This window comes from Streptomyces sp. NPDC048434 (assembly GCF_043200375.1).
Taxonomy (GTDB): domain Bacteria; phylum Actinomycetota; class Actinomycetes; order Streptomycetales; family Streptomycetaceae; genus Streptomyces.
Window position 1 is genome coordinate 35485 of the sequence record NZ_JBICXQ010000021.1, and the last position, 25018, is coordinate 60502.

The following is a 25018-nucleotide window of genomic DNA, read 5'->3' on the forward strand; positions in this document are numbered from 1 at the left end:
GGAGCGCGGCCGCGCCGACCAGATACGACCCCGGCACGGTCGACGGTGCGGACGGCCGGGCCGGGGTCTTCACATCGTGGTGAAGGAGCAAACAGCCCCATGCCCATCGACGCCGCCAAGGCCACCTCCGCCGAGCCGCGGACCACCGAACTCGCCTGGGACCACAAGGACGTCCAGCTCTACCACCTCGGCATCGGGGCCGGCGCGGCCACACCGGAGAAACCGCGCCCCGCCACCGACCCGGACGAACTGCGCTACACCCTGGAGAGCGCACTGCACGTCCTGCCCGCCTTCGCCACCGTCGCGGGCGGCGGGATGGCGCTCGCCGGCGGACTCTCCGCCCCGGGCATCGATGTCGACCTCGCCGCGGTCCTGCACGGCGGCCAGACCGTCACCGTGCACCGTGCCCTTCCGGTGAGCGGCCGCGCCACCCAGACCTCGTCCGTGCCCGCCGTGTACGACAAGGGCAAGGCAGCCGTCATCGTGCTGCGCTCGGAAGTAGCCGACGACGACGGTCCGTTGTGGACCTGCGACACCCAGATCTTCGTCCGTGGTGAGGGCGGCTTCGGCGGCGACCGCGGTCCCTCCGCCCGCCTCGAACTCCCCGACCGCGCCCCCGATCTGCGCACCGAACGCCACATCCGCGAGGACCAGGCGCTGCTCTACCGCCTCTCCGGCGACTGGAATCCGCTGCATGCCGACCCCGAGTTCGCCAAGCTCGCCGGGTTCGACCGGCCGATTCTGCACGGGCTGTGCACCTACGGGGTCACCCTCAAGGCCGTCGTCGACACACTGCTCGGCGGCGATGTGGCCCGCGTGCGGTCGTACACGACCCGCTTTGCCGGGGTGGTCTTCCCGGGGGAGACGCTGCGGATCCGTCTGTGGCAGGAGCCGGGCCGGATCCAGGTGTCGGTCACGGCCGCCGACCGGGACGAGGCTCCGGTGCTGGCGGACACCGTGGTGGAGCACAGCTAGGCCGTGCCGTCCGGATCAGCGCTGGCCCCGCTGATCCGGACGACACGGGCCTGGGGCGCGTCACCCGCCCCGGCCGGTCCGGACGGGGCGGGAAAGCCGTACGTACGAGAGGAGCCGTGAACATGCGCGCAGCCGTACAGCACGAGACAGGGCAGGACAAGCTCGAAGTCCTCGACGACATCGAGGCGGTGGGCTTCGGCCCCGGAAAGGTCAGGATCCGGATCCGGGCGACCGGTCTGTGCCACTCCGACCTCTCGGCGATGAACGGGGTACTGCCGCAGCCCGCCCCCTTCGTCCCCGGGCACGAGGGCGCCGGGGAGATCCTCGACGTCGGCGACGGCGTCACGGGGCTCGCCCAGGGCGACCGCGTCCTGATGTGCTGGCTGCCCGCCTGCGGCAGCTGCCCGTCCTGCAAGCGCGGCCAGACCCATCTGTGTCTGGCCGGATTCATGAACGCCGGCACGCCCAACTTCCGGCGCCCCGGCGGGGATGTCTTCGGCTTTGCCGGCACCGGCACGTTCACCGAGGAGGTCGTGGTCGCCGCCAACTGCGCCGTCCCGATCCCGGACGACGTCCCCTACGAGATTGCCGCACTCATCGGCTGCGGAGTCACCACCGGGCTCGGCGCGGCCCTCAACACGGCCAAGGTGGAGGCCGCGTCCTCGGTCGCGGTGATCGGCTGCGGCGGCGTCGGCATCTCCGTCATCCAGGGCGCGAAGGCCTGCGGCGCGGCCCAGATCATCGCCGTGGACCCGGTACCCGCCCGCCGGGAGGCCGCGCTGCGCTTCGGCGCGACCGAAGCCGTCGCCCCGGAGGAGTTCGCCGACGCCAAGACCCGGATCACCGCGGGGGAGGGCTTCGACTACGTCTTCGAGGTGGTCGGCAAGTCCGCCACCGCCCGTACCGCCTACGAGATGACCCGGCGCGGCGGCACCCTGTGCGTGGTCGGCGCGGGCGCCATGGACGACACCTTCCAGGTCAATATGTTCGAGCTGTTCTTCGACGAGAAGCGGATCCTGCCGTCCCTGTACGGCGGCGCGGACGTGCTGCGCTCCTACGAGCGGGCCATCGCCCTGTGGCGGGCCGGCCGGATCGACCTCGAAGGCCTGATCACCCACCGCGTCCAGCTCGCCGAGATCAATGACGCGCTCGACCAGATGCGCTCCGGGACCGCGCTGCGCACCTGCATAGAGATCTGACGGCCGCAGTTCACCGAGCGCAACGGTGCACTGCGGTGCACTGCACCGCATACACCTCACCGCATCCACCCGCACCGCATCGCGCTCCGAGACGACTGGACTGGAGAGGACAGGAATGGCACAGCCACTGGAGGGCCTGACCGCGATCGTCACCGGTGCCGGGCGCGGCCTGGGCCGCGCCGAAGCCCTTGAACTCGCCCGGCTCGGCGCATCCGTCGTGGTCAACGACTACGGGCAGCCGGGCCGCGACGGCTCGGGCGAGGCCTCGGCGGCCCCCGCCGAGGACGTCGCCGCCGAGATCCGCGCGGCGGGCGGCCGGGCGGTCGCCCACCTCGGTGACGTCGCCGACCACGGACAGGCCCGTGCACTCGTGCAGCTGGCCGTCGAGACCTACGGACGGCTCGACATCCTGGTCAACAACGCGGGCATCCTGCGCGACCGGATGGTGTTCTCGATGACCGAGGACGAGTGGGACTCGGTCATCCGCGTCCACCTCAAGGGCCACTTCAACACCACCCACTTCGCCGCCGTCCACTGGCGCGAACGCTCCAAGGCGGCCGGCGGTCCGGTCCACGGCCGGATCATCAACACCTCCTCCGAGGCGTTCCTGGCGGGCTCGGCGGGCCAGCCCAACTACGCCGCGGCCAAGGGCGGCATCGTCGGCCTGACCACCTCCACGGCCCTGGCGCTGGGCAAATACGGCGTGACCGCCAATGCGATCTGCCCGCGCGCCCGCACCCGTATGACCGAGGACGTCTTCGCCGGCCTTCCCGCTCATCCGGGGGGCCAGGAGCCCGGGGAGGGCAGGCTCGATGTGCTCGCGCCCGAACATGTCGCACCGCTCGTCGGCTATCTCGCCTCGCCGGCCGCGGCCCGGGTCAACGGCCAGCTGCTGGTCGTGCACGGCGGCATGGTCGCCATCGCCGAACGCCCGCGGATCGCGGCCAAGTTCGACACCACGAAGGATCTCTTCAGCTTCGAGGAGCTGGACGAACTGCTGACGCCGTACTACGCGCAGCGCCCGCCGGACGAGACCTTCGCGGCGGCCGAGGTGCTGGGCCTCAAGCACGGCTGACGGTCCCCGGGCGCCCCACGCACAACGGCCGTGGCCGCCGCCCGCGAAGATGCGGTGCGGTGGCCACGGCCGTGGGGTAGGGGCGGGGGGGCTTCCCGCCCCCCCCAAACCCGCCCGCGGCGGGGGGTGCCGGGGGGGGCGGCGGGGGGGGGGGCCCCCCCCCCGGGCGGCGGCCCCCGGGCCCCCCCCCCCACCCGGGCGGGGCCCCCCCCCCCCTCGGGGGGGGGGGGGGGCCCACGGCCGTTCGTAAGGCCGGTCAGGACTTCCCGACCGGCCTTACGCGTCCTGCGTCTGCTTGTCCCGGCGGTGCCGGCCATGGGCGGCGGAGTCGGACTCCTCGGCGGCGGCCGGGCCACGGTGCTTGCCGGAGCTTGCGGCCTCGGCGGCCTGGGCGGATGCCTCCTGGGGGCGCGCCTGGGTCGTGTCGGTTCGGGCTTCGGACATGAAAAGAGTCACTCCGTCAGATCGCTTACAGCTGTACGCGTCGGGACCTCGCCCGACGACCGCCAAGGCTGCCCCCGAGCGGCACTGCCGGTGGCCGGGTCAACCGGCCGCGTAGCCCCCGCCCGAAATTCTAACGGGGCCGGAAATCGCGTTCCACCGGGTCTACCGGGCCGCCAGAGGCGCCTGCTGCAAGGGCACTGGCCTGCACATTCCAGGATGAGCGGGAGCGCGCAGCGGTTCCCTGTCCACGGCCAACGGTTGTGCAGATGCTGTGGAGCGGTTGTCGGTAACTCCTGCATCCAGGACAATCTCCCCGCCGCTCCCGGCGTCCACCCCGGAAGGCGGGCCCTGCACCGGCCGTACCGACGGATCCACCGGCATCATCCGGCCCACCGGCTTCACCTGCTCCGCCGGCATCAGCGACTGCTCCGGTTCCACCGGCCGAGGCGCCTCCGCAGCCCCCAGCGGCTCCACAGCCCCCGGCGCCCCCGCAGACCGCACCCGCCGCACCGACCGCACCGCCTCCCCCTCTTCCGTCGGCCCCAGCGGCACGGCCATCCGTGCCACCCCGCACGGCTCCGCCCCCGTCGCGTACGGCAGCAGCAGTTCGCCGCCCGCCGTCCACAGCCCGGTTCCCGCCAGCCACCCCTCCGGCGCCGGGAAGTGCCGCAACTGCCGGTCCGAGGGCCGCCAGACACCCAGCCACGTACCGTTCGCCGCAGCCATCCGGAACGCCACCGCACAGCTCTCCGGCGCCAGCATCTGTCCGGGCTGCATCGCGAACGGGGTGGGAGTCCCTTCCGCGGGCCGCAGGCACTCCGGGAAGTGCACCGGCCGGCTGCCGCCCAGTACGCCCCAGCCCAGCCGGTCGTGCCCCGGGGCGTCGGACCGTACGAGCAGCAGCCCGCTGTCCGGATCGGCGAGCAGTAGCCGGTCGTTGCTCTCCTCGGTGATCTGCAGCAGCAGGCGGGTCTCGCCGTCCCGCTCCAGATCGACCACCACGGTCTTCGTCCGGCCGTCCAGCTCCCGGTCCAGCGCCAGCAGCCGGCCGCCGCGGTCCAGCCAGACGCCCCCGGTACAGCGTCCCGGGATCCGGGCGAGCCGCTCGGGGCCGTCCGCGCCGCCGTGCAGCAGCCACAGCGTGGTCGCCTGCTCCTCGGGCGCCAGGGCGTAGCCGAGCCGTCCGCCGGGGGCGGGCGGCAGCAGGGCCAGTTCGGGGGCCGGCACGGCGCCCAGCAGGAGTTCGCCGGTGCCGGGGCCCGCCGGGTAGAGCAGGGAGACGGCGAAGCGGCCGGCGACCCGGCGCAGGATCAGCACCCGTCCGTCCGCGAGCGGCAGCAGTGCGCTGTCCGGCTCCTCGGGCTGGGTGCCCTGCAGCGGCACGGCGTACGGTTCGGGGCCGCTCAGTGTCCAGCGCTCCGGAAACCAGCTCCCGGCGGCGTCGTCGTGACGGGCGAGCCGGGCGGCGTACGAGCCGTCGGCGGCGATCGTCAGCGCCGCGCGGTGCGGTGCGGCCGGCGCCGTGGTGTCGTCAGTGGCACAGATCGTCATCGAGTGGTCACCTCCAGTCGGCAACCGAAGGTAGTTTTCGCACGTCCGGCCGATCGCCGGGAGTTGCCACACTTCACGCATAAGGGTGGCGGCTGTCCGGTTCGCCGGTGCTCGACGGGGTGGTTGTGCTTCAGATTTCAAGCATGGGCCGGGCGGCGGAGGGGGAGGGGGCGGGGGAGACCACCCGAGGGCCCGCGCCATGTCACAGCTGGGAGGTAACCTTCCACCCGTGCCCGTACTGTCTGAAGTCCTCACCGCGCTCGACGCCCTCTGGCCTCCCGAGCGGGCCGAAGAGTGGGACGCCGTCGGCACGGTCTGCGGGGATCCCGGCGCCGAGGTCCGTCGCGTGCTGTTCGCCGTCGACCCGCTCCAGGAGATCGTCGACGAGGCGGTGAAGCTCGGTGCCGACCTTCTCGTCACCCACCATCCGCTCTATCTGCGCGGTACGACGACGGTCGCGGCCTCGACCTTCAAGGGCAAGGTCGTGCACACCCTCATCAAGCACGACATCGCCCTGCATGTCGCGCACACCAACGCCGACACCGCGGACCCCGGTGTCTCCGACGCCCTGGCCGGCGCCCTGGACCTGCGCATCGTCGGCCCGCTGGTCCCGGATCCGGGCGACCCGGCCGGCCGCCGAGGCCTGGGCCGGATCTGCGAGCTGCCGCATCCGATGACGCTGGCCGACCTCGCGGCGTATGCCGCGGGCCGGCTGCCCGCCACCGCGCAGGGCATCCGGGCGGCGGGCGACCCGGACCGCGAGATCCGGACCCTCGCCGTCTCCGGCGGCTCCGGCGACAGCCTCTTCGACGACGTACGTGCGGCCGGTGTGGATGCGTTCCTCACCGCCGACCTGCGTCACCACCCGGCCTCCGAGGCCACCCAGAAGAGCCCGGTGGCGCTGCTCGACGCCGCCCACTGGGCCACCGAATGGCCGTGGTGCGAGCAGGCCGCGGCACAGCTCGACGCGGTCTCCGACCGGCACGACTGGGGACTGCGTACGCATGTCTCCCGTACGGTCACCGACCCCTGGACCGCCCACGCGGCGTCCACCCCCTTCTTCGCCCCGACCCACACCACAGGAGCCCCACGCTGAACGCCGCGCCCGCCGACCAGATCCGCCTCCTCGACGTCCAGGCACTGGACGTGAGGCTCACCCAGCTCAACCACCGGCGCAACAACCTGCCCGAGCTGGTCGAGCTGCAGACCCTGGAGGCCGACCTCATCCAGCAGCGCGACCTGCTCGTCGCCGCGCAGACCGAGGAGAGCGACACCAGCCGCGAGCAGACCAAGGCCGAGCAGGACGTGGACCAGGTGCGCCAGCGCGCCGCCCGCGACCAGAAGCGCCTGGACTCCGGCGCCGTCACCTCCCCCAAGGACCTGGAGAACCTCCAGCGCGAACTGACCTCGCTGGCCAAGCGCCAGGGCGACCTGGAGGACATCGTCCTGGAGGTCATGGAGCGCCGCGAGACCGCCCAGGAGCGGGTCACCGAGCTCACCGGCCGGGTCGAGGCCATCCAGGCCAAGGTCGACGACGCCGCCGCCCGCCGGGACGCCGCCTACACCGAGATCGACGCCGAGCACGCCACGGTCACCAAGGAGCGCGAGCTGACCGTCGCCGACATCCCGGCCGACCTGCTGAAGCTCTACGACAAGATCCGCACGAAGGAGGGTGGCATCGGCGCGGCCCGCCTCTTCCAGCGCCGCTGCGAGGGCTGCCGGCTGGAGCTGAACATCACCGAGGTCAACGATGTGCGCGCGGCCGCCGCCGACGCGGTCCTGCGCTGCGAGAACTGCACCCGCATCCTGGTCCGTACGCCCGACTCGGGTCTGTAGGCCATGGCGCGCACGCTGATCGTCGAGGCGGACGGCGGCTCCCGGGGCAACCCGGGGCCGGCCGGCTACGGCGCGGTCGTCCTCGACCCGGAAACGGGCGAGGCGCTGGCCGAGGCCGCCGAGTTCATCGGCACCGCGACCAACAATGTCGCCGAGTACAAGGGCCTGGTGGCCGGTCTGCGGGCGGCGCGGGCGATCGACCCGCAGGCTCGCGTCCGGGTGCGGATGGACTCCAAGCTCGTCGTCGAGCAGATGTCGGGACGCTGGAAAATCAAGCACCCGGACATGAAGCCGCTGGCCGCCGAGGCCGGGGCGGTCTTCCCGTCCGACCAGGTCACCTACGAGTGGATCCCGCGCGCGCAGAACAAGCACGCGGACCGGCTCGCCAACGAGGCGATGGACGCCGGCAAGATCGGCAGGCAGTGGGAGCCGGGCAACTCCACGGCGGCGCTGGCCACCGTCGCCGTGCCCGCCCGCAGCGCCGCCGCCCGGGCTGCCGACGAGGCGGTGGCGACGGCGGAGACCGCCTGGTCGAGTGCCCCGTCGGTCGGCTGGGGCTCTCCCGACCTCGGCCCGCCCGCGACCTTCGTCCTGCTGCGGCACGGCGAGACCCCGCTGACGCCCGAGAAGAGGTTCTCCGGCAGCGGTGGCACCGACCCCGAACTCTCCGCCGCCGGGCGCCGTCAGGCCGAGGCGACCGCCGCCGCGCTCGCCGCCCGCGGCACGATCCAGGCCGTCGTCAGCTCACCGCTGCGGCGCTGCCGGGAGACCGCCGGGGCGGTCGCCGACCGGCTCGGTCTGGAGGTCCGGATCGAGGAGGGCCTGCGCGAGACCGACTTCGGGGCGTGGGAGGGGCTGACGTTCGCCGAGGTGCGCGAGCGCCACCCCGAGGACCTCGACGCCTGGCTCGGCTCCGCCAAGGTGGCGCCCACCGGCGGCGGAGAGTCCTTCGCGACGGTCTCCCGCCGGGTCGCCGTCGCCCGCGACAAGCTCCTCGCCCGGTACGCGGGCCGGACCGTCCTGCTGGTCACCCATGTCACCCCCGTCAAGACGCTGGTCCGGCTGGCGCTGGGCGCCCCGCCGGAGTCGCTGTTCCGGATGGAGCTGTCCGCGGCCTCGATCTCGGTCGTCGCGTACTACGCCGACGGCAACGCCTCACTGCGGCTGCTGAACGACACCTCGCATCTGCGCTGACGCGACCTCGCCGCTCCAGGGGCGGGCGCCCCGGGGCGCGTTGTGCGCCAGGTCCGGCGTCCCCGTCGTACGCGCAAGGGCCCGGTACCTCGGACATCCGAGGTGCCGGGCCCTTCGTGCGACAAGCCCTCAGACCGCCAACGCCGCCGCCTCCTGGGCGAGTCGGCGCACCCGGTCCCAGTCCTTCGCGGCCAGCGCCTCGGCCGGCAGCATCCAAGTGCCGCCGACGCAGCCGACGTTCGGCAGCGCCAGATAGGACGGCGCCGACGCCAGGCCGATGCCCCCGGTCGGGCAGAAGCGGGCCTGCGGCAGCGGTGCGGCCAGCGAGCGGAGGTAGGCGGTGCCGCCCGCCGCCTCGGCCGGGAAGAACTTCATCTCGGTGATGCCCTCGTCCAGCAGGGTCACCACCTCCGAGGCCGTCGAGACCCCCGGCAGGAACGGCACCCCGGAGTCCTTCATCGCGCCCAGCAGCCGCGGCGACCAGCCGGGGCTCACCAGGAAACGGGAGCCGGCCGTGAGAGCCGCCTCGACCTGGCCGGGGGTGAGCAGGGTGCCCGCGCCGATCACCGCCTCCGGGACCTCGGCGGCAACCGACCGGATCGCGTCCAGCGCGGCCGGCGTCCGCAGGGTCACCTCGATCGCGGGCAGCCCGCCCGCGACGAGCGCACGGGCGAGCGGCACGGCGTCGGCCGCGTCGTCCAGCACGACGACCGGGATGACGGGGGCGAGACCGAGGACCGAGGAAGAGGGGCGCCCCTGCTCGAACGAAGCGGAGAACTCGGGGGCGGCGGGCACGGGGGAGGAGGCGGCGCGAGTCACGCCGCCCATACTGCGCCCGCCCACCCACTCTCCGCAACGAACGTTGCGCATGCTGCAACGGCGGCCCGCTGGGTCCGTGCTACAGCTCCGTCACGATCACATCGACGGCCCATGCCTTGCCGCCCTTCGCCGGAGGCTCCGCCTCCACCGCGTAACCCAGCCCCCGCAGCGCCTCGACCAACTCCGCCGGACCCGCAGGCTGCAGCCCCGCCGACAGCAGGTCCCGCACCAGCCGTCCCTTGGTCGCCTTGTTGAAGTGGCTGACCACCGTCCGCTTCTCCACCCCGGCCACGACCTTCGACTGCAGCACTCGCACCGTCGCGGTACGCCCGGCCACCTCGCCCTTGGGCTTCCAGGCCGTCGCATACGCCGCCGAGCGCAGATCGAGCACCAGCCCCTTCCCGGCGACCGCGGGCATCACCTCGGCCATCGGCGCCCGCCAGTACGCGCCCAGCGCGCCGAGCCCCGGCAGCTTCACGCCCATCGAGCAGCGGTAGGACGGAATCCGGTCACCGATCCGTACGGCGCCCCACAGCCCCGAGAACACCAGCAGTGACCTCGCGGCCCGCTTCCGCGCCGCCGCGTCCAGGGACGCCAGGCCGAGGGCGTCATAGAGCACACCGGTATAGATCTCCCCGGCCGGCCGGGTCCCTGCCGTACGCAGCCCCGCGTTCTTGGCGATCTCGCCCTTGAGGCCCTCGCTGAGCCCGAGCACCTCCTGGGCCTTGGTCTCGTCCGCCGCGCACAGCTCGACCAGCTCCTCCAGCACCGCCTCGCGCGCGGCGGTCAGTCCCGGCAGCGACAGCGCACCGGCGTCCAGCGGCGCCCCGGCCGCTCCCGCGGCCTTCCCTTCGGACGGCGGCAACAGCACGAGCACGGTGTTTCTCCTTCACGGCGGTACGGGCGGGGTGCGGCCCCGGGAAAGCGTATGGCCTGCGGCGGGCGGGCGGAGAACCCGTGAGGTGCCGGGCGCCCCCGGGGCCGGCGCCCGCACACCGCGCCGGGAGCGGCCGCCCGCCATACGCTCGATTTCATGCCCCGTCTCCATATGCATGTGACCGACGCAGCCGAGGCCCCGCTGCGGGTCGCGCTGCGTGAGCTGCGCGGAAAGCTGGAGATCCCGGACCACTTCCCGCCCACGGCACAGGCCGAGGCGGAGAGCGCCGCCCGCGCCCCGCGGATCCCGGCCGCCGATGGCGCGGTGGCGACCGAGCACACCCTGGAGGACGCCACCGACCTCCCCCTCTTCACCATCGACCCGCCCGGCTCCCTCGACCTCGACCAGGCCATGTTCCTGTCCCGGCGCCCCGGCGGGGGTTATCGCGTCCACTACGCCATCGCCGATGTCGCCTCCTTCGTGACACCCGGCGGCGCCCTGGACGCCGAGGCGCACCACCGTGTGACGACCCTCTACTTCCCCGACGAGCGGGTCCCGCTGCATCCGCAGGTGCTGAGCGAGGGCGCCGCCAGCCTGCTGCCCGACCGGGACCGCCCGGCGGTCCTGTGGCAGCTCGACCTCGACGCGGACGGCGCTCTGACCGCCACGTCCGTACGCCGCGCCCTGGTCCGCTCCCGCGCCAAGCTGGACTACACGGGCGTCCAGCGGGTCCTCGACGACCGGACGGCCGAGGAGCCGCTGGCCCTGCTCGGCGAGATCGGACTGCTGCGGGAGGAGCTGGAGGCCGCCCGGGGCGCGATCTCCCTGAACGCCCCCGAGCAGGAGATCGTCGAGCAGGACGGCTGCTACACCCTCGAATACCGCGCCCCGCGCCCGGCCTACGGCTGGAACGCACAGATCTCCCTGCTGACCGGCATGGCCGCGGCCGAGCTGATGCTGGCTTCCGGCACCGGCATCCTGCGTACGCTGCCCACCGCCCCGGACGGCTCGGTCGCCCGGCTCCGGCTGACCGCCCGCGCGCTCGGCGTCGACTGGCCGCACCACACCTCGTACGCGGCGCTGATCCGGACCCTCGACCCGCGGCGCCCCGCCCACGCCGCCTTCCTGCAGGAGTGCACCGCCCTGTTGCGCGGCGCCGGCTACACGGTTTTCGACGGCACCGCGCCCCGAGCCTCCGAGGCGCTGCACGCCGCGGTCGCCGCCCCGTACGCGCATGCCACCGCGCCCCTGCGGCGGCTGGCCGACCGCTACACCTCCGAGCTGTGCCTGGCCGCCTCGGCCGGCGTCGAACCGCCCGACTGGGTCCGCAGCGCGCTGCCCGCCCTGCCCCGCGAGATGGAGACCGGCACCCAGCGCGCCAACCAGGTGGAGCGGTCCTGCGTCGACCTCGTGGAGGCGGCGCTGCTGCGGGACCGGGTCGGCGAGATCTTCGAGGCGCTGGTCGTCGACATCCAGGAGAAGGACCCCACCCACGGCACCGTCCACCTCTACGACCCGGCCGTCATCGGCACCGTCGAAACCGCCCCGGAAGGCCCCGCGCTGCCCCTCGGCCACCGCATCCCGGTGCGCCTCGCCGAGGCCGAACCGGGCCACCGCCCGGTCCGGTTCACCCCTGCCTGACCGCGGCCCCGCCCGTCTCCGGTGCCGTACCCCCGCCCGGCGCCGCCAGCCGCGCCCGCAGGGCCGCCACCGCCGCCCGCGCGTCATCGGCATGGAAGCGCACCGTACGCACCGTCTCCCGCCGCCCCAACAGCCGGACGGCCACGACCGGTTCGGACAGCTCGACGGTGACCGACGTCTGACCGCCGACCATCAGCTCCACCACCTTGCTGCCGTCCCTCTCCGGCTCTCTGACGAACCGGAGGTCGTGGCGCACGGCGGCGATCCGCTCCAGCGGTATCCGGATGTCCCGGCGCGCGCCGTCCCGCAGCCACAACGTGTCCGCCCCCAGCACATGCGGCCGGGTGACCGCCGCCGCCTGGAACCCCAGCATCATCAGCACCGTGTAGAGGTCGAGTACCAGCATCACCGCATGTGCCGTCGGACGGTCCGTGAGCAGCACCCCGACCACGACCGTCTCCACCACACCCACGAACGTCAGCCCGTACACGAACGCGGCCTGCGCCCCCGCATACCCCAGGGCCCGTTCGCCCGGCGCCACCCCGATCCGCCGCCGCGCCACCCACCAGCCCAGGCTGATCAGCCACCGTGTCTCGTAGGCGGCCAGCCGGCCCAGCGCGGCCCCCCGGCTCACCGCGCACGCTCCACGACCAGCTCGATCGCCCGGCGCACAGCCAGGGCCTGCGCGGGCGCGAAGTGCGCGTAGTACGCCGCCGTGAAGCCACCGTCGGCCTCCGCGCCGATCGCCCGCTCCCAGTGCTCCGCGCCGACCTCGGCGATCACCTCCTCCGGAATGCAGTCCGCGAGCGCCCGCGCGGCCTGTTCCACGCGCGGATCGTCCGCCGCGGACTCCACCAGCGCGTCGAGCAGGCCGTACACCTCGTACATCTGCTCCATCGCCCCCGGTGCCGTCGCCATCTCCCCGAGCAGCTGCACGATCCGCTTGCTCCCTTCCGCCCCGCCCATCGATTCGAGCAGCGCCAGCACCTCCCGTTCCTTCGCCGCCATCGCGGGCTCCGGCCCCGGACGCCCGGCCGACATGCGGGTCATCTCCGCGAAGAGCGCCGCCAGTTCGTCCGAAACGGGCCCCTCCGCCGGCAGCCCGCCGTGCTCCTCCGCCTGCCGCCGCACCGCGGCCAGCCGGGCCCGCCGCGACCGGATCGCCTCCTCCTGGCGGGCCAGATCCGCGTCCAGCTCGGCCAGCACCTCGTGCAGCTCATGCCCGGCGTCGTCGGCGAGGACGTCCCGCACCTCGTCCAGCCCGAGCCCCAACTCCGTCAGCCGGCGCACCCGCGCCAGCACGACCGCGTCCCGCAGCCCGTACTCCCGGTAGCCGTTGGCGCGGCGTTCCGGCTCGGGCAGCAGTCCGAGGTGGTGGTAGTGGCGTACGGCACGGGTGCTGACGCCGATCAGACCTGCGAGCTCGCCGATTCTCATGCGCCCAGTACAAACGTTGCCGCTGCGACAAGGTCAAGGGCCGCCGGGCCAGGGAGGGCGCGGGGAAGCCCGGCGAGGGCCGGTGCCCCCTACGGGTACCATGGTCACCACGGCGGACGAGCCGGCCGGACGGCCGCGTGGGGATCATCGATCCCCCCGAGGAACGTCCGGGCTCCACAGGGCAAGGTGGTGGGTAACGCCCACCCGGGGTGACCCGCGGGACAGTGCCACAGAAAACAGACCGCCCGGACCGCAAGGTCCGGGTAAGGGTGAAACGGTGGTGTAAGAGACCACCAGCCTCCGAGGTGACTCGGAGGGCTAGGTAAACCCCACCTGGAGCAAGGTCAAGAGGAGGCATCGGCTGATGCCTCTGCGCGGACGACCGAGGGCTGCCCGCCCGAGTCCGCGGGTAGACCGCACGAGGCTGCCGGCAACGGCAGCCCTAGATGGATGGCCGTCTCCCCCCGGCCCGCAAGGACCGGGGGCGACAGAACCCGGCGTACAGGCCGACTCGTCCGCCATTATGGCGCTGACCTGGGGGAATTCCCTGGTCGAGGCCGTTGTGCGTCCATCGGGACTTCCTGCCCTGACCTGCGGCTTCCCGGGAGTTCCCGTGGGGATGTGCACTGGTTGTGCACGCGTCTGTCGGGGCCCGCAGGCGCGGGCCTGTCGGCTGACGACGCTGCGATGCGCGAACCGGGCGGGACCGTGGGCTGCGGGCCGGCGATCCACGGCCCGCGATTGGGCTCGGCGCGGCACGCAGGCCCGGACTCTTGGCGGGGTGCGACCGCTGGGGGCAACGCCCTGCGGTCTTTCGGCGGGTGGGGCGCGAGGGCCGGCGAGCGCCCGGGTGGTGGCGACGCGCGGCTTGTCCGCAGGTTCGAGCCCCCCCGGCAGGAGCCGAAAACAAGGGCTGGTCGTGCCGGACTCCCTGTGAACTGCGGGGATTCGCTCGTCGTGACCATGTCGGCATATCTACCGAAGATGTGTGTCGGCTGATGTCGTCATGGCGCTACTCCGAACTGGCTTGCCCTGCGTCGGTTCGAACCCTTGGCAGGATTCGAACCTGTGCACACAGCTCCGGAGGGCGGACGGTTCCCAAGCGGTTTCGCAGGTCAGACGGTTACCTGGGAAACCGTCAGGCTGGCAGTCCGGCGTATGTTCCGCGACTTAGAAAAATCCCACTTTCTCCTGTAGGCGGGGGATCTTGAGGGTGGTGACGCATCTGCCAGTGCGGAGAGAACGTCCCGGGGCGGAGGCGAGCGCCGTAGCCTGTCCGGGGGCGAGGCCGGTGGTGGGTTGACACACGGTCAATTGCCTTGATTGCATTCCCGGTTGCACTGTTTTGGCTAATGGTGGGGGATAGGTAGCGTGGCGCTCGACAATCCGGACCTCAAAGATGTACTCAAGGACGTCGCGTCCGGTGCCCTTCAGCTGCCGGACTTCCAGCGAGACTGGAAGTGGGACGACGAGCGCATCAGAGCGCTCATCGCGACGGTGACGCTCAAGTATCCGCTTGGCGTGGTTATGTCGCTCCACACCGGTGGTACGTCCCCGTTCAAGGCGCGGGCGCTCAAGGGTGCAGAACCTGGTGAAGGCAATACGCCGGACCTGTTGCTACTGGACGGGCAGCAGCGGCTCACCTCGCTCTTCCAGGCGCTTCATCAGGACCGTCCGGTTGAAACGCGGGACACCCGCGGCAAGGACATGAAGTGCTGGTACTACGTTGACATCGCCAAGGCGGTCGGATCGCCTGCCGACCGCGACGACGCGATTGTGTCTGTGCCTGAGGACCGCACCCTCAAGCGGGATTTCGCTCGCACGGTGGTGCTCGATCTGACGACGACCGAGCGTGAATGTGCGGCAGGGTACTTTCCGCTCCACTTCGTCTTCGACACGCATCGAGTGGGCTCCTGGCAGCAGGAGTTCGTGCGAGATCCCGCCAACTGGCCCCTGTGGATGCAATTTCAGGAGCAGGTCCTGCACAACATGCTGTCGTTCGACGTGCCGATGATCAAACTCGCGGCCACTACGACCACGGACGCGGTATGCGCGGTGTTCGAGCGGGTGAACACTGGTGGTGTGCCGTTGAATGTCTTCGAGCTGCTCACGGCCACCTATGCGGGAAACCAGGATCATGTCGCCCAGTACGGGGACTATTACCGACTTCCGGACGAGTGGCAGCAGATCAAGCAGGTGCTGACGTCCGCGTACCCCGTGTTCGGTCGGCCGGAGGACGGGCCGGATGATGGACTGAGCAGCAGCGACTTCCTTCAAGCTGTCTCTCTGGTCCGCACCTGGGAGGCAAAGCAGGCCGGAGCGGGCACGGCTGTGTCATGCAAGCGTCGAGACCTGCTGAATCTGCCACTGGCGGACTTCCGCCGGCTGGCACCGCGGGTAGCGGCAGCCTTCGGATGGGTGGGCAGTTTCCTGGAGCGTCAGTCCATCGTCCGCACAGGCGATCTTCCGTACCGTACCCAGTTGGTGCCGCTTGCCGCGGTGCGTGCACTCATTGGCGAGGAGACGGACATCCCGGGAGCCGATGAGCAGATCACTCAGTGGTACTGGTGTGGTGTCCTTGGCGAGATGTATGGCGGCTCGCTGGAGACCCGCTTCACCCGCGATGTCGAGCAGCTGATCGCCTGGATGCGGGGGGAGGCTGCCGCCGCCCCCGACACGGTTGTAGAGGCGGCATTTCTCGAGGACCGGCTGGACACTCTGACCACCCGTAACAGCGCCGCATACAAGGGAATCTACGCTCTGCTGATCCGGCAAGGAGCCGTGGACTGGTATTTCACCGACAGCCCACTCACCCCAGGACAACTGGTCGAGCACGCTGTGGACGTACGGCTGATCTACCCGAAGGCGTGGATTGCCAAGAATCATCCGACATGGGCTTCGTGTGCCACCTCGATCGTCAACAAGACGCCGTTGTCACTCAGGGCCAGCAAGAGCATGACTGGGCCGCCCACCGCATACCTCAAGACGCTGTCGCTGGAATCGGGCATGCGCCCCGAATGGTTCGAGGATGTCGTGGCCACCCACCTTGTCGATGTGAACGCGCTTCTCGAGGATGACTTCATTCGCTTCTATGAGAACCGCGCCAAGCGGCTTCTGGACCTGGTGATGGCGGCCATGGGCAAGCGCACCGTCGTCCGTGACGCGGCGGAATGGTGAGCGCAGCCATGCCGCAGAATCCCAGCGAGGAGCAACTCCTCGCCCTGAAAGGCAAGCAGATTCCCGTCCTGGAGCTTCTTGCTCTCTTCGGTACTCGTCTGCGGAACGATTTGACGGTCCCGCGCGTCGAGCAGGCACTCAAGGACGCCGGCCTGACCACCCTGCCGTACTTCGGCACATGCAACCACGCTGCCGACATCCAGGTCGTGGCGTGGCAGCAGCCGACGCCGCAGGAGTCGGCTGAGGCAACCGCTGATGAGGCTGCTGACGACGCCGGGGAAATGCCCGCTGGGGGGCTGCCGACGCGACCTCTGCGGATCGGAGACATCCCGTCCGCAGTGGGTGGGCTGTTCTCTGTGACGCCGGAGACAGCACTGACTCAGGTGACCTACCTCATGCGAACGAAGAAGTACTCCCAGATTCCCGTCATCGAGGGGGGAGCGACGCTTCATGGCGTCGTCACCTGGAGCTCGGTCGCAAAGGTGTACGAGACCACGTCCGCCGCCGTCCTAACGGAGGCGATGGTGGAGGACCCGCCTGTCGTCGAGGCGCATCACGACTTCTTCTCGCTGCTTCCTCGGGTCAGCGAAGATGGTTATCTTCTGGTCAGGGCGAATAATGGCACCTTCAGCGGGATCGTGACGGCCGCCGACATCACCCAGCGTTTCGAGACGACGGCCTGGCCGTTCTTCGTCGTAGGGGAGATCGAGTCCCGGCTGCGGAAATGCCTCGGTACGAAGATCAGCGAAGACGCCATTCGCGCGGTGCAGGGGCCCCAGGCCAACAGGCAAACCGGACTGATCACCGATCTGATGTTCAGCGGCTATGTGAAGTTGCTCGATGGTGACCAGCAAAACCCTGCCCTCCGCACTCGGTCGAACGACAATTGGCAAGCGCTCGGCTGGCCGGGAGTAGACCGGGTCCAGTTCGTGCGCCAGCTCGACCGGGTACGCATGATTCGTAACGGCATCGCGCACTTCGACGCCGAGCCGCTGACTGCGAGACTATGCAGAGAGCTTCGCGAGTTCGTCGGGCTGCTCCGGCAGATCACCTGATCAGAGTGCCGGGCGACCACGTGGCGGCCCGGCCGAGGTTCTCACCTCAGCCCGAACCGGCCCCACAGCAGTACCGGCTCTAGCCGCAGCGTCCGTAAAGGGCCTGGGCCCCGTCGTAGTTTTGCAACCGCCGCAGTACTCCCCGAATCCGTCCGCCCCCGACGCGGGACCCGGCCGGGGATGGCTAAACCCGTGGAGGCGACTGGCCTTAGCCACGATCCCTTCTGACGATATAGCTGATTGCTGATTGCTGAACGCGCAGGACGGCCACACGCCGGGCTGAAGCGGGGTGGAGACACCGCAGGTATGGCGGGGGCTGGGCATGCTCGCAGCGGGCGTGAGCGAGCCGCCTACGACGCGCTCCTGCTCTGGTATCCGACCCGGCGTCTCTCCGGTTGGGCCGGAGTTCGACCCGCGGCGGCAGCGCTTCCGCGTCCCAACCGGAGCCCCACCACCGTCGTGGGCATCGTTCCTCCTCCGGTTCTCGACCCGGACCGTACCGGGTCCCGAGGTGGCTGGCTTCCGTTCTATCAAACCGTTGGCGCGGTGCCAGGACCACCGTTCGATTGACGGGCCCTTACAGACTCCTTGTCGTAGCCATCGCGAACAAGGCGAAGTCACGGTGGTGGGGGTACAGGCTCGAACAACCGGCGGATGCGTCAGCGGAGCGTGGTGCGTGGGGGCTGGGTTCTGGTATCCGGACGGCGAGAGCCAGGGAGGCGCCGGGGCGGAGAGGGCGGTGTTTCTGGGTCGAGGACGACAGCGCCGGTTTCGCGGGCCAGGAGACGGTGCGTGCCTTCCCAGGTGCGTGTTGTGCTGCGGTCCCGGCGCTCTTCCCAGCGTTCCTGGAGACGAATGCCGGTGAAGATCGCGAAGGCGCAGAGGAGGATGGTCATGATCAGTGCGTAGATCGGGGTGTAGTGGTCGTCGAACATGGATCGGTGTTCGTCGACTTGGCGGGCGTTGATGTCGAGGAAGCCGAAGGGCAGGCCGAGGGTTCCGCTGACGGTGGTGACGAAGGTGACGGCGACGACGGTGCGGACGCGGCGGCGGTCGGCGGCGCGCCGTTCCATGCTTTCGACCGAGGTCAGCTCAGCGGCGATGGCGTTGCCCAGGCGGTTGAGCATGTGTCCGATGGTGGCTGCGCGATGGGTGACTCCTATGGCGGTGAACAGTTCCTGATGGAAGCTGTCGACGCGTAGGGCGGGGACAAGCACACCGATTTCTCCGCTGGCCTCGACGCTGTAGCTGAGTTCGACTTCGAGTTGGCTCAGCCCGGCGGAGATGGTCTCCAGTTTGGTGCGTCGGCCGTGTGCACCCCCTTAGTTGGTGGCGCGGTGTCGGAATCGGTGCACGTAGGTGTAGGCGCCTGCTCGGATCTCGCGGAGGCGAGCTGCGGAGCCCACGGCTTGCACGGCGGAGAGCAGGACGCAGTTCTCGATGTAGTCCTGGTGGCCGCAGATGAGGCTGACGTACGGGCCCAGCGCGCCCATGGTGGTAGGACGCCGGTTGAGTTCTGCGGGGTAACGGATCGAGCTGTGTTCGGCGCGGTAGGGCAGGTCGGTGCGGTAGATGACGCGCTGGACGATGTCGTCGTTCGGAGCCTGATCCGGTGTGTCGAGGCTATGGAAGACCAGTTGAGGCACCATAGTTGCCACTGATCTGGAGAGTTTGGATGCCACATGCGCTCGCCGTCAGCGAGCCAGGCGCGTAGATGGTCGGTAGCGCGCGGGACTGACTGTCAGGGTTGCCGCCGGCGCCCGGAGTGCGGATCGAGTCGTACGGCATGCGACGACCGCCCTCACGGGGCGGCGATCACGACCTGTACAGCCACCGTGCTGATTCTCGTTTGGGTCTGGAGGAGACGAAACGCACTTATGGGCATTTGCAGTTTCTGGGCCGTAGGGGCGCTGCGCGATGGGCAGATCGCGGAGCTGGCGCCGATGGCCGTTCCGGCGATCCGGGCCGCGGTTGCACGGCCGTCGGCGGTGACGGCCTGCTCTCGCCGGTGGCTGCTCTCTCCCACGCGCTGGAACCAGACGCGCCAGGGTGCTGCCGGACTGGTCCGGCGAATGCGTTACTGACAGCCGCCGAGGTGCGCCGCCGCGTGCCGGGAGGCACGGTGCCCCGAACTCGCTGGCATCGACGGATTTCTGTCCCGCCTGCGGCGGTTTGCCTCGTGAGTACTCGTTCCAGGGTGCTCGGCAAGGCGTGCTTCTATGTCTTTCCGGCAGGTCACCCGATCGCCTGCCTCGGAGTCAGCACAGTGCCGGCCAGTCCGCCGATGAGGGGCGTGTTGGGGCTCTGGCTGATAAGTGACGACGCCTCGCGCGCAGCAAGGCGGTGGACAGCGGCGCCGCTACCTCAGCGCGAGGCTCTCGGCTACGCTGGCGCGTCGCAGTGATCTAGCTCAACAGAGCGTCGAATCCACTGGCGATACGGGGGGCATGTGAATTACAACGAGGACTGGGACCGTCGGCTCAATCCCTTCCGCTACAACTCTGATGGCACGTTGACTGATGCTGCGCGGACGCAGAACGTCGCCATGCAGCTCAACTCGGCCAACATCGACGGATACGCTGGCGCAGGGAGCGGGCATGCGTCTGTGCACGTCGCCACGCTTACCAAGGCGGAGAACGCCCTGGAAGAGATCCGCTCCGACACCGACCAGGTGGGGTTGGGTGCCCTGAACGCGACCGATGGCTCGGTCATCGGCCTACAAGGCTGGGAGAGTGCGGGCGGGCTTGGCGCCATGCGAGCGCGATGGGCGGACGAAGCCGTCAACTTCAGCGAGCAGCTGTCTGATGCGTGCGCAAACCTGCACAACACCGCTACGGCGTACAAGGATACCGATCGGGAAGAACAGGCCCGGATGAAATCGATCAACCACGGGGGCAAGTGAAAATGGTCGATTTCTCTGACATCATGCACGCCGACCTCGGCAAGCTCAAAGCGGCTGCCGACGAATGGCATCTCGTGCCGAAGAAGTACCAGGGTCTCACTGAATCATTCGATGCGCGCGTTGCCAATCTCTTAAAGGCCGATTGGGAGGGCGAGGCCGCCGATAAGGCTCAGACTGCCTTTGTCAAGCTGCGTAAGCAGTACCAGGCTGCAACCGAAGAATCTCGCGACATCGCGCGACTCCTCCAGGACGCGCATGAGGAGCTCCATACCCTCCAGAAGCAGCTTCGCCGGATCGTGGAGGAAGATGCCCCGGCCGACAAGCTCAAGGTCACCGAGGACGGGACCATTGTCGACGCCGACCCCACTCGCAGCGCAGGACGCAATGCTGATCCCGATCACACGTACCTCAAGCAGCGCGACGAGAAGATTCAGGCGTTGCGAGGACGCATCGCTTCGGTGGTCAAACGTGCGACCGTTGCCGATGAGGGACTGAATTACGCGCTGCGTCGTGATGCGAACGGCGCGAAGAACCTCGGGTTCAACACCAAGGTCCACACCTCACTCGACGCGGCCGAAGCCGATCAGGCCTTGGCGCTGACCAAGAGTGGCGGCAAGCTCTCTGACAAGCAGCTCAGCCAGCTCAATCGCATCCTTGAAGTCAAGGAGCATGACAAGGAGTTCTCGGAGCGGCTCGCTGTCGGCATGGGACCCAAGGGAGCCCTGGATTTCTGGGCCAAGGTGGCCGATCCGGAGCAGAAGCCCTACCAGCCTTCGGCCGAGCCCGACAAAGAGCGTCGCGCCCTGCTCAAGCACTTGCAGGAGAATCTGGGCACCACGCTGGGCACCGCCACCCACAGCGACAGCGCCGCTATGAAGCACTGGAAGAGCGAGATGCTCGATCTGGGGCCGCGGCGGCTTGGCTCCGGCGACGCGGCGAACCCGTACGGGTTCCAGGTGATGAGCAACCTGATGCGGCACGGTAATTACGACTCGGACTTCCTCAAGGACTACGGGAAGAAACTGCTTGACACGGATCGGAACTTCAATCCGACGATCAAGGGTGCCCCCAATCCCTGGACATACCAAACCGAGTCCGATCTGAACTTCGGCAGCTCCAACGACCGGGGAAACGACCCCATGACCGGATTCATGGAGGCGCTCGGCCACAACCACAAGGCATCCACGGGCTTTTTCGGGTCCGACAAGGATCTCGAGTACCTGATGAAGGACCGTGTCTGGCCGGACGACTCGACGCCGGACGGGGACACCAAGGACGGCCTCGCGGGCTACAGCTCCCTGGGCCACGCCCTGGAGGCAGCGTCGACCGGCCATGACTTCGGCACTCCACCCGGGCCCGGTGCTCCCCACACCAAGGAGGAGGCAGAAGTGATGAGCAAGGTCATCACCACCGTCTCCAAAGACGACAGCACCATCCACGACGGCATGGGCGGCAGCCTCGGCAGGATGTCGGCCGAATATATGCCGGACATTCACCACCTGCTTTCCGGAGGGCGCGATGACGGTACCTCCGATGGCGAGCTCGACTCGCTCTACCCACGAGGGAAGAATCCTCCGCTCCTGTTCCCTGAAGGGAATGGGACGCGCGATATAACCCGTTTTCTGTACACGCTGGGCAAGGACCCAGACGGGTTCGCCGGTATCAACTACGGCCAGACCCAGTACACCAGTGAAGTGCTTAACTATCATTTCGCCCACCCGGAAGCTAACGACAGGACCAACTCGGAGACCCTGGAAGAGGTCACTCGTCGGGGCGGCCAGATCGAAAGCATTATCGACAACGGGCGCAAGGATGCAGTTGTTCAGGGCGCCGTGGACAACGACTCGAAGTTCAACAAGGCGCTGGCCGACAGCGGCGGTTGGGCGAAGACCATCGTCGGAATCGGCGTCGGCGTCGGCACCAGCCACATCGTGTCACCCATCGGAGGGGCACTCGTCGGTGCCGCGGCGGGAGATGTGAGTGGCAGGCTCATCGATTCCATCACCGGGGGATTCGTGCGCGACCCCAGGGGAGATGCCCTCTACAGCGCCGCCGGCGAGATGGAGAAGAATCAGGAATCTCTGCGCACAGTCACCGAGCGCGCTGCTTCCCTGGCCAACGCGAACCATCCCTCGGGGCTGTCAAGACAAGACATACAGGCCGCCATACAACGCGGAGCTGAGGACGGCAACTCACTCGGCTTCGTCTCCGTGAAGGGCAACACCAATGACAACGCCGGCTCCTGACAACAGGCCCGCTCGACAAGAAGACGCAGCGCGGCGCGCCCCTCGGAGGCGGCACTTGGTGACGGTGCTTGCCGCCCTTGTCGTGGGTGTCGGCGGCACCCTGGCGGTGGAGCGCACCCTGCTGAGCCCGAACGCAACCGATGATGTGGCCGATATCTGTGGGGGTACTGTGGTATCCACCGACGTTGGCCCCGTCACCCGGAATATCCCAAGTAATCCATCCGTGACTTCCTCGTGGGTGGATTACGCACGGGATGGCTCCCTTCTTGAAAACTGCACTGTATCGGCTGGCCGTACCCAGGCCCTTCGAGTCACTGCAAACCTTGAGCGAGGCTCGACCGCAGACTGGGAACGATTCACGAAATCGCAAATCCCCGGTGCAGCCGGGCCGAAAATGGCCTTCGATGCTGGCGACCGCGCTGTGTCTTACAACAAGGACGCCGCCATACATGTGCCGTGCACCTTGCCCCGGAACCAACCCAAGAACGACGACGGCAAAGCCATTACGACTTACGTTGCCGTCGTAGCACATGCCTCCGGGTCTGCCGTCGAGGAAAACGACAAACGCCGCCAGGATCTCGCTTACCTTGCCTCCCGGGTCGCTGAGCACGCTCACTCCACCATGAGATGCAAGGAGCCTCTCAACATCCCGGACGGTGCGCCCAAGGTGAGGAGCGTCGGCTGAGTCCGGCGGTGGCATTACCTCGGAGCGGGCAGGGGGGATCCCCCTCCCCCCTGAGTGCGTGTCACCTTGGACTGTGGTCGCATCAGGGGCCCGTGCCTCACGGTCAAAGAAGTCGAGGCCGAGCCCGACCGGCCTCTTGAGGGCATTTCCCCAGCGTCAGCTCGAAAACTGGCCGTTGCCAAGGAGAGTCTCGCCTGAGTGAGCGGGCGCAAAGCAGCCAGATCTGAGTCGATATTCGGCCAGAACGTGATGCGTTTCAGGGTCGGAACGGCCGTGGTTGACGCGCGTTCCCGGCGAAGGGTTACATGGATTAGCTGTGGCATGGGTGCCGGGCGAGTGTTTTGTGAGGACCGGGGGATTTCGGGTGACTGAGGAATATCGCGTCGATCTGAGTGCGCTGCAGCAGGTGATCACACGGCTCAACTCGCTGGTGGACGCCATGGGCGGGGTCGGGTCGACCGCGGAGTACAAGACAGAGCTGCCGGAGGGCTACCTGGGGCAGGGGTTCGGCGAGGAGACTGCGCTGAGGGGTGCGCACGGCAAGATGAAGCAGGAGATTGCCGCCATGGTCACCGAGCTGAAGAGCATGATCGCTGAGGTGAGTCAGAAGTCCTCAGTGGTGCTGAGTGGTTACGACAGTCGCGAGCAAGACGTCCGCGCGTCGATGCGCTGATAAATAGAGAGGTCTCTCGCCATCACGCGCGTGGGGCGAGAGAACGGGGGAGGACGGGAATGAGTAGTCGTGGGGGCGGGCACCACACAGACTTTTCGAGCCATACGCTCGAAAAGTTGAAGGGCATGGTGCAGGACGCACAGCCGGGCAAGGTTGAAGAGATCGCCGATCACTGGATGCATGTCCATGATCAGATGGCTGGCGATGCGCCCGATGGCAGTGTGCGGGATCTGCTGGACAAGGCTGTGGCAGATGTTCGGGAGCACTGGCACGGCGCGGCGGCCGATGCCTTCGCCGCGCGGGCAAAGATCTTGAGCACGAGCCTCAAGCATGGCGCGCTTTATGCGAAAAATACTTCCCATACTCTGAGGTCCGCTGCGAGTGACCTTCGCGAGGCGAAAACCGCTGTTATGGCCTTGCAGGACACCGTGGGTGAGGAGAAGGGGAGCGGCGGAGTTCTCCATGCCATCGGTTCGAAGATCAAGGATGGTGCGGATTGGGTGGCTGATGGCGGGCAGCGGAGCGACGAGGGTCTCAACAAGGACGTCGCCAAGGGCATGAGCACAAAAGATGCTCTCGCGAAGCATGCCGGCAGCCTCTCCCGCGGGCGGGAGATCGCCTTGCAGGCCGCCAGCCATATGGAAAAGCTTGGGGCCTCCTACAACGTCAAGGCGCAGGACTTGGCAGGTAAGCCCCATCGCGAGCGGTGGAAGCCGATCGATCCACCGGACAGGACCGTGCCACCGCCTGCGGTCGCGGGATCCATGGGTACCGGTGTTGCGAGTCCGCGGAAGGGCAGCTCCAGTTCGGCGAGCACGAAGACGATGAGCGGTACGTCTGCTTCAGGCGGGGTGACATCGCCGCGCCCGGTGAGGACGAACGGTGCGCCCAGCGAGGGGGGTTCTGCCAGTCCGGTGGTGCATCCCTCTGCACCGAAGGCACCGCGTCCTGGTACGTCGCTGGATGGTGTGCGAGGAGGGGTTCCGAGGCCCGTCGGCCCGTCGCGCGCAGGCTCTGGCGGTCCGGTGGTCGGAGGAGCCCCTCGTGACTTCGGTTCGGGGACCGGCGAGTCAGGCGTGCCTTCTGGTGGTCTGCCGCTTGGTGGCGGGCGTGGTCCGCTCGGCGGCAGGCCGGCACGCCCCGGCTCGCCGGTGCCGGGAGCGACTCCTGGAGGTGGTCGTGCGGGTTCGGGAAGGTCTACTGCGCCGGGGGCCCCTGATCGGACGGGCCAG

22 protein-coding genes and 1 other RNA gene are annotated in these 25018 nt (G+C 69.2%); 14 read left to right on the plus strand and 9 right to left on the minus strand.

All coding sequences use genetic code 11. From position 1 onward, the window contains the following. The first annotated feature begins 99 nt into the window (after positions 1 to 99). The 3 genes from ACGFWI_RS24180 (at position 100) to ACGFWI_RS24190 (ending at position 3249) form a co-directional block, all read left to right on the plus strand. Entirely contained in the window at positions 100 to 975 is an 876-nt protein-coding gene (locus ACGFWI_RS24180; protein ID WP_393908089.1) for a MaoC/PaaZ C-terminal domain-containing protein, read from the plus strand. Positions 976 to 1097: 122 nt separating this feature from the next. Beyond that, positions 1098 to 2174 (plus strand): Zn-dependent alcohol dehydrogenase, encoded by a 1077-nt coding sequence (locus ACGFWI_RS24185; RefSeq protein WP_393908090.1) that lies wholly within the window; start codon positions 1098 to 1100, stop codon positions 2172 to 2174. Positions 2175 to 2289: 115 nt separating this feature from the next. After that, complete coding sequence (locus ACGFWI_RS24190; protein WP_393908091.1) at positions 2290 to 3249, plus strand: 3-oxoacyl-ACP reductase; 960 nt, start codon at positions 2290 to 2292, stop codon at positions 3247 to 3249. Between the two features lie 276 nt (positions 3250 to 3525). Here ACGFWI_RS24190 and ACGFWI_RS24195 read toward each other — a convergent pair whose 3' ends face one another. Both ACGFWI_RS24195 and ACGFWI_RS24200 read right to left on the minus strand, forming a co-directional pair. Beyond that, positions 3526 to 3693, minus strand: a complete 168-nt coding sequence (locus ACGFWI_RS24195) for a hypothetical protein (protein ID WP_393908092.1) — start codon at positions 3691 to 3693, stop codon at positions 3526 to 3528. 162 nt (positions 3694 to 3855) lie between these two features. Beyond that, positions 3856 to 5244 carry a hypothetical protein gene (locus tag ACGFWI_RS24200; protein WP_393908093.1) on the minus strand — a complete coding sequence of 463 codons (1389 nt, stop codon included), beginning with the start codon at positions 5242 to 5244 and terminating at the stop codon, positions 3856 to 3858. Between the two features lie 229 nt (positions 5245 to 5473). Between ACGFWI_RS24200 and ACGFWI_RS24205 the strand changes: the two genes are divergently transcribed. From ACGFWI_RS24205 to ACGFWI_RS24215, 3 genes are read left to right on the plus strand one after another with little or no spacing between them, the layout of a single operon-like run. After that, the gene (locus ACGFWI_RS24205; protein WP_393908094.1) at positions 5474 to 6340 is read left to right on the plus strand and encodes a Nif3-like dinuclear metal center hexameric protein; all 867 of its coding nucleotides are present in this window, start codon (positions 5474 to 5476) and stop codon (positions 6338 to 6340) included. After that, the gene (locus ACGFWI_RS24210) at positions 6337 to 7080 is read left to right on the plus strand and encodes a zinc ribbon domain-containing protein (protein ID WP_393908189.1); all 744 of its coding nucleotides are present in this window, start codon (positions 6337 to 6339) and stop codon (positions 7078 to 7080) included. The genes ACGFWI_RS24205 and ACGFWI_RS24210 overlap by 4 nt, the downstream gene beginning before the upstream one ends. 3 nt (positions 7081 to 7083) lie before the next feature. Next, the gene (locus tag ACGFWI_RS24215; RefSeq protein WP_393908095.1) at positions 7084 to 8274 is read left to right on the plus strand and encodes a bifunctional RNase H/acid phosphatase; all 1191 of its coding nucleotides are present in this window, start codon (positions 7084 to 7086) and stop codon (positions 8272 to 8274) included. A gap of 129 nt (positions 8275 to 8403) precedes the next feature. On the opposite strand, the gene eda is transcribed toward ACGFWI_RS24215, so the two are convergent. Both eda and yaaA read right to left on the minus strand, forming a co-directional pair. Next, positions 8404 to 9102 (minus strand): bifunctional 4-hydroxy-2-oxoglutarate aldolase/2-dehydro-3-deoxy-phosphogluconate aldolase, encoded by a 699-nt coding sequence (eda, locus tag ACGFWI_RS24220; RefSeq protein WP_393908096.1) that lies wholly within the window; start codon positions 9100 to 9102, stop codon positions 8404 to 8406. A gap of 70 nt (positions 9103 to 9172) precedes the next feature. Then, complete coding sequence (gene yaaA / locus ACGFWI_RS24225; protein WP_393908097.1) at positions 9173 to 9970, minus strand: peroxide stress protein YaaA; 798 nt, start codon at positions 9968 to 9970, stop codon at positions 9173 to 9175. Between the two features lie 156 nt (positions 9971 to 10126). Between yaaA and ACGFWI_RS24230 the strand changes: the two genes are divergently transcribed. Further along, positions 10127 to 11611 carry an RNB domain-containing ribonuclease gene (locus ACGFWI_RS24230; protein ID WP_393908098.1) on the plus strand — a complete coding sequence of 495 codons (1485 nt, stop codon included), beginning with the start codon at positions 10127 to 10129 and terminating at the stop codon, positions 11609 to 11611. On the opposite strand, the gene ACGFWI_RS24235 is transcribed toward ACGFWI_RS24230, so the two are convergent. Beyond that, positions 11598 to 12245 (minus strand): hypothetical protein, encoded by a 648-nt coding sequence (locus ACGFWI_RS24235; protein ID WP_393908099.1) that lies wholly within the window; start codon positions 12243 to 12245, stop codon positions 11598 to 11600. The genes ACGFWI_RS24230 and ACGFWI_RS24235 overlap by 14 nt on opposite strands. Further along, a complete protein-coding gene (locus ACGFWI_RS24240; protein ID WP_393908100.1) occupies positions 12242 to 13048 on the minus strand; it encodes a MerR family transcriptional regulator in 807 nt (268 codons plus the stop codon). Before ACGFWI_RS24240 ends, ACGFWI_RS24235 begins: the two co-directional genes overlap by 4 nt. 117 nt (positions 13049 to 13165) lie before the next feature. Here ACGFWI_RS24240 and rnpB point away from each other — a divergent pair. From rnpB to ACGFWI_RS24255, 3 genes are all read left to right on the plus strand, one after another. Beyond that, positions 13166 to 13566, plus strand: an RNA gene (rnpB, locus tag ACGFWI_RS24245) — RNase P RNA component class A. An 853-nt stretch (positions 13567 to 14419) separates the two neighbouring features. Further along, entirely contained in the window at positions 14420 to 16225 is a 1806-nt protein-coding gene (locus tag ACGFWI_RS24250; RefSeq protein ID WP_393908101.1) for a DUF262 domain-containing protein, read from the plus strand. An 8-nt stretch (positions 16226 to 16233) separates the two neighbouring features. Next, complete coding sequence (locus tag ACGFWI_RS24255; protein WP_393908102.1) at positions 16234 to 17280, plus strand: CBS domain-containing protein; 1047 nt, start codon at positions 16234 to 16236, stop codon at positions 17278 to 17280. A gap of 659 nt (positions 17281 to 17939) precedes the next feature. Here ACGFWI_RS24255 and ACGFWI_RS24260 read toward each other — a convergent pair. Both ACGFWI_RS24260 and ACGFWI_RS24265 read right to left on the minus strand, forming a co-directional pair. Next, the gene (locus ACGFWI_RS24260; RefSeq protein WP_393908103.1) at positions 17940 to 18497 is read right to left on the minus strand and encodes a hypothetical protein; all 558 of its coding nucleotides are present in this window, start codon (positions 18495 to 18497) and stop codon (positions 17940 to 17942) included. A 105-nt stretch (positions 18498 to 18602) separates the two neighbouring features. Then, entirely contained in the window at positions 18603 to 18938 is a 336-nt protein-coding gene (locus tag ACGFWI_RS24265; RefSeq protein WP_393908104.1) for a hypothetical protein, read from the minus strand. A gap of 791 nt (positions 18939 to 19729) precedes the next feature. Between ACGFWI_RS24265 and ACGFWI_RS24270 the strand changes: the two genes are divergently transcribed. The 4 genes from ACGFWI_RS24270 to ACGFWI_RS24285 all read left to right on the plus strand — a co-directional run bounded on the left by ACGFWI_RS24270 (position 19730) and on the right by ACGFWI_RS24285 (position 23786). Continuing rightward, on the plus strand, positions 19730 to 20182 hold the full coding sequence (locus tag ACGFWI_RS24270) for a hypothetical protein (protein WP_393908105.1): 453 nt from the start codon (positions 19730 to 19732) through the stop codon (positions 20180 to 20182). Between the two features lie 2 nt (positions 20183 to 20184). Next, positions 20185 to 22428 (plus strand): WXG100 family type VII secretion target, encoded by a 2244-nt coding sequence (locus ACGFWI_RS24275; RefSeq protein ID WP_393908106.1) that lies wholly within the window; start codon positions 20185 to 20187, stop codon positions 22426 to 22428. A gap of 58 nt (positions 22429 to 22486) precedes the next feature. Further along, positions 22487 to 23113: a hypothetical protein gene (locus tag ACGFWI_RS24280; RefSeq protein WP_393908107.1), complete on the plus strand. Its 627-nt coding sequence runs from the start codon at positions 22487 to 22489 to the stop codon at positions 23111 to 23113. Positions 23114 to 23477: 364 nt separating this feature from the next. Then, positions 23478 to 23786 carry a hypothetical protein gene (locus ACGFWI_RS24285; RefSeq protein ID WP_393908108.1) on the plus strand — a complete coding sequence of 103 codons (309 nt, stop codon included), beginning with the start codon at positions 23478 to 23480 and terminating at the stop codon, positions 23784 to 23786. On the opposite strand, the gene ACGFWI_RS24290 is transcribed toward ACGFWI_RS24285, so the two are convergent. Continuing rightward, complete coding sequence (locus ACGFWI_RS24290) at positions 23744 to 24424, minus strand: hypothetical protein (protein ID WP_393908109.1); 681 nt, start codon at positions 24422 to 24424, stop codon at positions 23744 to 23746. The genes ACGFWI_RS24285 and ACGFWI_RS24290 overlap by 43 nt on opposite strands. Positions 24425 to 25018 lie beyond the last annotated feature (594 nt).